The organism is Rhodococcus sp. P3_B8 (assembly GCF_056402775.1).
In genome coordinates this window covers 1-5,240 of record NZ_JBFUGT010000394.1, presented here as the reverse complement: position 1 = coordinate 5,240, position 5,240 = coordinate 1, and the positions used below count along the sequence as shown (strand labels likewise).

Annotated in this window: 6 protein-coding genes; all 6 read right to left on the bottom strand. The window is 69.8% G+C overall.

Features of this window, described 5'->3' with window-relative positions; all coding sequences use genetic code 11:
- Positions 1 to 294: shikimate kinase (locus tag AC1D1G_RS41275; RefSeq protein WP_477956502.1), on the bottom strand; the 294-nt coding region annotated here is incomplete at its 3' end.
- Positions 295 to 332: 38 nt separating this feature from the next.
- On the bottom strand, positions 333 to 1,520 hold the full coding sequence (gene aroC / locus AC1D1G_RS41270) for a chorismate synthase (RefSeq protein ID WP_477956501.1): 1,188 nt from the start codon (positions 1,518 to 1,520) through the stop codon (positions 333 to 335).
- 75 nt (positions 1,521 to 1,595) lie between these two features.
- Complete coding sequence (locus AC1D1G_RS41265) at positions 1,596 to 2,255, bottom strand: prepilin peptidase (RefSeq protein WP_283332338.1); 660 nt, start codon at positions 2,253 to 2,255, stop codon at positions 1,596 to 1,598.
- A 34-nt stretch (positions 2,256 to 2,289) separates the two neighbouring features.
- Complete coding sequence (locus tag AC1D1G_RS41260) at positions 2,290 to 3,117, bottom strand: shikimate dehydrogenase (protein WP_280782181.1); 828 nt, start codon at positions 3,115 to 3,117, stop codon at positions 2,290 to 2,292.
- Entirely contained in the window at positions 3,107 to 4,816 is a 1,710-nt protein-coding gene (locus AC1D1G_RS41255; protein WP_477956500.1) for an endolytic transglycosylase MltG, read from the bottom strand. Before AC1D1G_RS41255 ends, AC1D1G_RS41260 begins: the two co-directional genes overlap by 11 nt.
- On the bottom strand, positions 4,813 to 5,240 hold a 428-nt coding region (ruvX, locus tag AC1D1G_RS41250; protein WP_477956499.1), incomplete at its 5' end, for a Holliday junction resolvase RuvX. The genes ruvX and AC1D1G_RS41255, both read right to left, overlap by 4 nt.

Sequence of the window (5,240 nt, the reverse complement as noted above, 5' to 3'; positions counted from 1 at the left end):
GATCACGGTGTGGCCCTTCAACAATGCCCGGGTCCGCTCGGAGAGGATGGATCCACCGCCGAGCGACACGATCCCCTCGTGGCTCTCGATGGCCTTCCGGACGATCTCTTCCTCGAGGGCCCGGAAGGCGGGTTCGCCCTCCTGGACGAAGATCTCGGCGATCGTGCGTCCCGCCTCCTCCTCGACCGCCACGTCGGTATCGAACAGCGGAAGGTCCAGGGCCTGCGCGAGGCGCCGCCCGATCGTGGACTTACCCGCTCCCGGGGGGCCGACGAGCACGGCTTTCGGTGCCATCATCCGTCACCGCCCCGATGCGACGGCAGACCGGGTGGTCACCGCGCGAGCCGGGCTGCGACGCCCGACGCGTAGCGCTCGTAGTTGGCGGTCGTCTCGGCAACCGAGTCGCCCCCGAACTTCTCGAGTGCCGCCTGGGCGACGACCAACGCCACCATCGCCTCGGCCACGACACCGGCGGCGGGCACCGCGCACACGTCGGACCGCTGGTGGATGGCCACGGCTTCCTCACCGGTCGACATGTCTACGGTGGCCAGCGCGCGCGGGACCGTCGAGATCGGCTTCATCGCCGCGCGCACGCGGAGCGCCTCCCCGTTGGTCATGCCGCCCTCGAGGCCGCCCGCGCGGTTGGTCGAACGCAGGATTCCGTCCGGGCCCGGACGCATCTCGTCGTGCGCCTGGCTGCCGCGACGGCGCGCGGTCTCGAAGCCGTCGCCGACCTCCACACCCTTGATGGCCTGGATGCCCATCAGGGCGGACGCGAGACGGGCGTCGAGAYGGTCCGCGCCGCTGATGAACGATCCGAGACCCACGGGGAGACCGTGGATGACGACCTCGACGACCCCGCCGAGGGTGTCGCCGTCACGCTTGGCCGCCTCGATCTCGGCGATCATCGATTCCTCGGCGGCCTTGTCGAAGGCGCGTACCGGGCTGGCGTCGATCGCCGCCAGATCCGACGCGGTGGGTTCGGGACCGACGTACGGATCGGACGCGCCGATGGAGATCACGTGGGACAGCACCTCCACACCGAACACCTGGCGGAGGAAACTACGGGCAAACGTCGCGGCCGCGACCCGGGCCGCGGTCTCGCGTGCGCTCGCGCGTTCGAGAACCGGGCGGGCGTCGTCGAATCCGTACTTGAGCATGCCCGAGTAGTCGGCGTGACCGGGGCGCGGGCGGGTCAGCGGCGCATTCCGCGCCTGGTCGGCGAGCAGTTCGGCGTCCACCGGGTCCGCGGACATGATGGTTTCCCACTTGGGCCACTCCGTGTTGCCCACCTCGACGGCGATCGGTCCGCCGAGTGTCCGCCCGTGGCGTACACCACCGACGATGGTGACCTTGTCGGCCTCGAACTTCATCCGCGCGCCGCGGCCGTAGCCGAGTCGGCGTCGCGCGAGTTGGGTCGAGATGTCCTCGGACGTCACTTCGACGCCCGCGACCATCCCCTCGAGCATCGCGACGAGGGCGGGACCATGGGATTCTCCGGCAGTTATCCAGCGCAGCACGCCCAATATCCTTCCATGTCGCCGCGCCCGGCAGTGACGGTGGTCCTCCCAACCGTGTGCCGGGCGTGGACTCGTTCACGCGATGTGCACGGCGAACAGCGCAACCAGTGTCGCGGCACACATGGCCGGGCCGTGCGGGAGCGGTTTCGGCGAACGCCGGGCGGCGAGAACGATGCAGCCCGCCAGCGCTGTCAGCGCCGGCGCGAGCCCGGCCGCGAGCACCCAGGCTTCTCCCCCGGCAAGCCCGGCGGCGGCGCCCACCCCGAGCGCGAGTTTCACGTCACCCGCACCGACCGCCCCGGGTGCGCCGAGGTACAGGGCGAGATACGCCGACGCCAACAGGAACCCGCCGATCACGGCTGTGGCCGCGGATCCGGTCGCGGCGCCGACGCCGACGATCGCGAGGAATCCGGGCAGGGTCAGCGGGTTCGGCAGCTTCCGTGCACACAGGTCGGTGGCGGCGAGACTGACACACCACCACCAGAACACGAGCGCACACGGCAGCACCCACAGTGCGGATGCGGTGGTACCGGCCCAGACCGTGGCGGGGACGCCGACCGCGCACACCGCCTCGCACCAGCCCGCCCGCACCGTGCCCACGAACAGACCGGCCGTCCGGCGGGCTGCCCAGCCCGCACCCGCACCCGCCACCACACTCGCCGCGATCAGCCACCACATGCCGAGCAGCATGCGTGACCGGATCACCGTGTGGATCGCCATGACCTGGCACGACAATCGACCTGTGGATAGCGGTCCGGCCTGTGGACAACTAGCCCAGAGCGGCCGCCATCGCCTCGCGCGGCGCCGGGCGACCGGTAAACTGCTCCACCTGCCCGAACGCCTGGTGCAGAAGCATCGAGAGACCGCCGACGACGGTGCCGCCCGCCGCCTCGACGGCCGCTGCCAGCGGRGTCGGCCACGGGTCGTAGATCGCGTCGAGCACGAACGGCGCCCGCCCGAGAATGTCCGCGTACTCGGTGATCGCGGCGGACGGAACGGTGCTGACGAGCGCGGCGGCCGCCGCGCACCGGGCACCGAGTTCCGGGCTGTCGAAGCCGAGCAACCGGACGTCGAGCCCCACCGATTCCGCGCACCCCAGTGCGCCTGCCGCGCGACCCGCGTCGCGTGCCACCACGGTCACCGATTTCACGCCCATGTCGGCGAGCGCCACGAGCGCGGGTCTGGCCGTTCCCCCGGCGCCGACGACGACCGCCTCGGCGCCCGCGATGGTTCCGACACCACCCGCGGTGAGCGCACCGCTGACCCCGTCGACATCGGTGCAGTCGGCACGCCAGCCACCCTCGATACGGACGAGGGTGTTCGCGGAGCCGATCACCACGGCCCGTTCGGTGCGCTCGGACGCGAATTCGAGTGCGGCGATCTTGCCCGGCATCGTGACGGACAGTCCGACCCATTCCGGGCCGAGCCCGGACACCAGGCCGGGCAGTCGCGCCCCGTCGCACTCGATCCGGTCGTACGTCCACCCGGTGAGACCGAGCGCCCGATACGCCGCGAGGTGCAGGTGCGGCGAGCGCGAATGCGCGATCGGGCTGCCCAGCACCGCAGCTTTGCGTGCGGTCACCACTTCATCGTCCACTGTTGAGAATCCCGTTGTTCAGAGCCTGGTCGATGTTGGCCAGGTGTTCGTCGTAGCTCTTCGTGAACAGTGTGGTGCCCTTCGAATCGACCGTCACGAAGTAGATCCAGTCGCCGGGCGCCGGTTGTTCGACCGCCTGCAACGCCCCGATGCTCGGCGAGGAGATCGGCGTCGCGGGCAGACCGGGGCTGGCGTACGTGTTCCAGGGTGTCACCTGTGCGCGGTCGGCGTCGGTGGTGGCCAGTTCGGTCGTGTCGAGCGCGTAGTTGACCGTCGAGTCGAACTGCAACGCCTGGTTGACGGCGAGCCGGTTGAGGATGACGCGAGCGACCTTCGAGAAGTCGTCCGGCATCGCTTCCCGTTCCACCAGGGACGCGGCGATCAGCATCTTGTACGGCGTGAGTCCGACCTGGTTGCCCGCGGTGAGGATGCCGGTCTTCTCGTAGCTCGCGGAACTCTCGGTGACCAGCCTCTGGAGTATGGCGGCGGGACCGGCGGTCGGGTCGAAATCCCAGCTGCCCGCGGCGATGAGCCCCTCGAGCTGGCGGTCCCGGTCCGGAACGCCGGCGACCGCGTCCTTCGCCCAGTCGGGTACCCCGAGCGCGGACAGGTCGCCCGCGCCGGCGGCGTTGAGATCGTCGTAACTGATGCACTGCTCCTGGCCGGCCTCACCGACGCAACTGGCCTCGGAGATCAGGGTGTAGATCCCCTTCTTCTTGGCCCCGGTCTGCACATCGGTGGTGTCGTGGAGTTGCCTGCCCTCGGAGATGATCATCTGCCCGACGCGGGAGCTGGGGTCGACCAGTTCCTGCACGGCGTCATCTGCCGGGATCTGGGTCGAGAGGCTGTAGAAGCCGGGTTGCACCGAGTTCATCGCGTTGCTCTGGACCGCGGCGTTGAAGAAGGCCGATCCGCTGGCGACGACGTCCCGCTCGGCCAGAGTGGAGGCGATCTCCTCGGCGGTGTCGCCTGGATGAACCTGCACGACCACCTCGGGACCACCGGGGCCCGCGTAGTCCGCGGGCGCGTCGGGACCGCCGAAGAACATCTTGCCGCCGACGAACACGATGCCGACCAGCACTATCAGGACCGTCGCGGCGGCGAGGGCGCCGAACAGCTTGCCCCTGCGTGCGCGTCCCGTGGCCTGTTTGCGCCGGCGGGCCTGYGTGCGGGCGTGGGCGCGCGTCGGCGGGATCTCCTCGGGGATCGCGGAGATTATCTGTGTCTCGGCCTCCGCGAACGCGACATCGGGCTCGTCGGGCGGTGTGTCGTAGCGGTCGTCGGCATAGGTGTGGGCCTCGTACTGCTCGTCGACGTGCACCGGCTCGTCGGCGTAGGCAGGCTCGTCGTACGCGTGCTCGTCGGCTGCCGGTGCCCGGTAGGCGCGGGCGTCGCCGTACGAACGGGGACCGTATCCGTCTTCGTAGACGGGCTCGGGGTCGAACGGCTGCTCGTACACCGGGTTCTCGTACGCGGGCTGCTCGTACACCGGCTCTGTGTAGTCGGCGTGGGGTTCGTCGATTTCACGGTCGTCGTACACCACCGCGTGGCGCCCCGTGGTGACGACGTCGTCGTCCTCGGGGGGCGGCGCGTAGTCGACGTGGTCGTCGTCCTCGTCGAGGTAGCGGTGCCGTCGGGGTTCGCGGGGGACGTACTCGAATTCGGGTCGCTCACCTGCGGGTCGCCGATGATTGCTCACTGGCCCCCCTCCGGTAGCTGCACGTCCCCACCTGAATCCCCTGCATTCACCGACCTGCTCCGCTCGTCCAACCATCCCTGCAAGATCGCCACCGCCGCAGCCTGGTCGATCACAGGACGCTGGCCCCTCGCACTGACACCGCTCTCGCGAAGCGCCCGTGCGGCAGTGACGGTCGTCAGACGTTCGTCCGCCATCCGCACCGGTATCGGGTCGACCTTCCTTCGCAATCGCTTCGCGAACACAGTAGCGATCGAGGCGGCCTTCCCCCGTTCACCCCGCAAGGTCTGCGGCAGACCGACGATAACCTCCACGGCCTCGTATTCCTCGACAATGTCGGCAATGCGCCGGATATCCGGCGCGTCGGGTCCCCGATCCTTGGACCGGGGCACCGTCTCCACGGGGGTGGCGAGGATCCCGTCGGGGT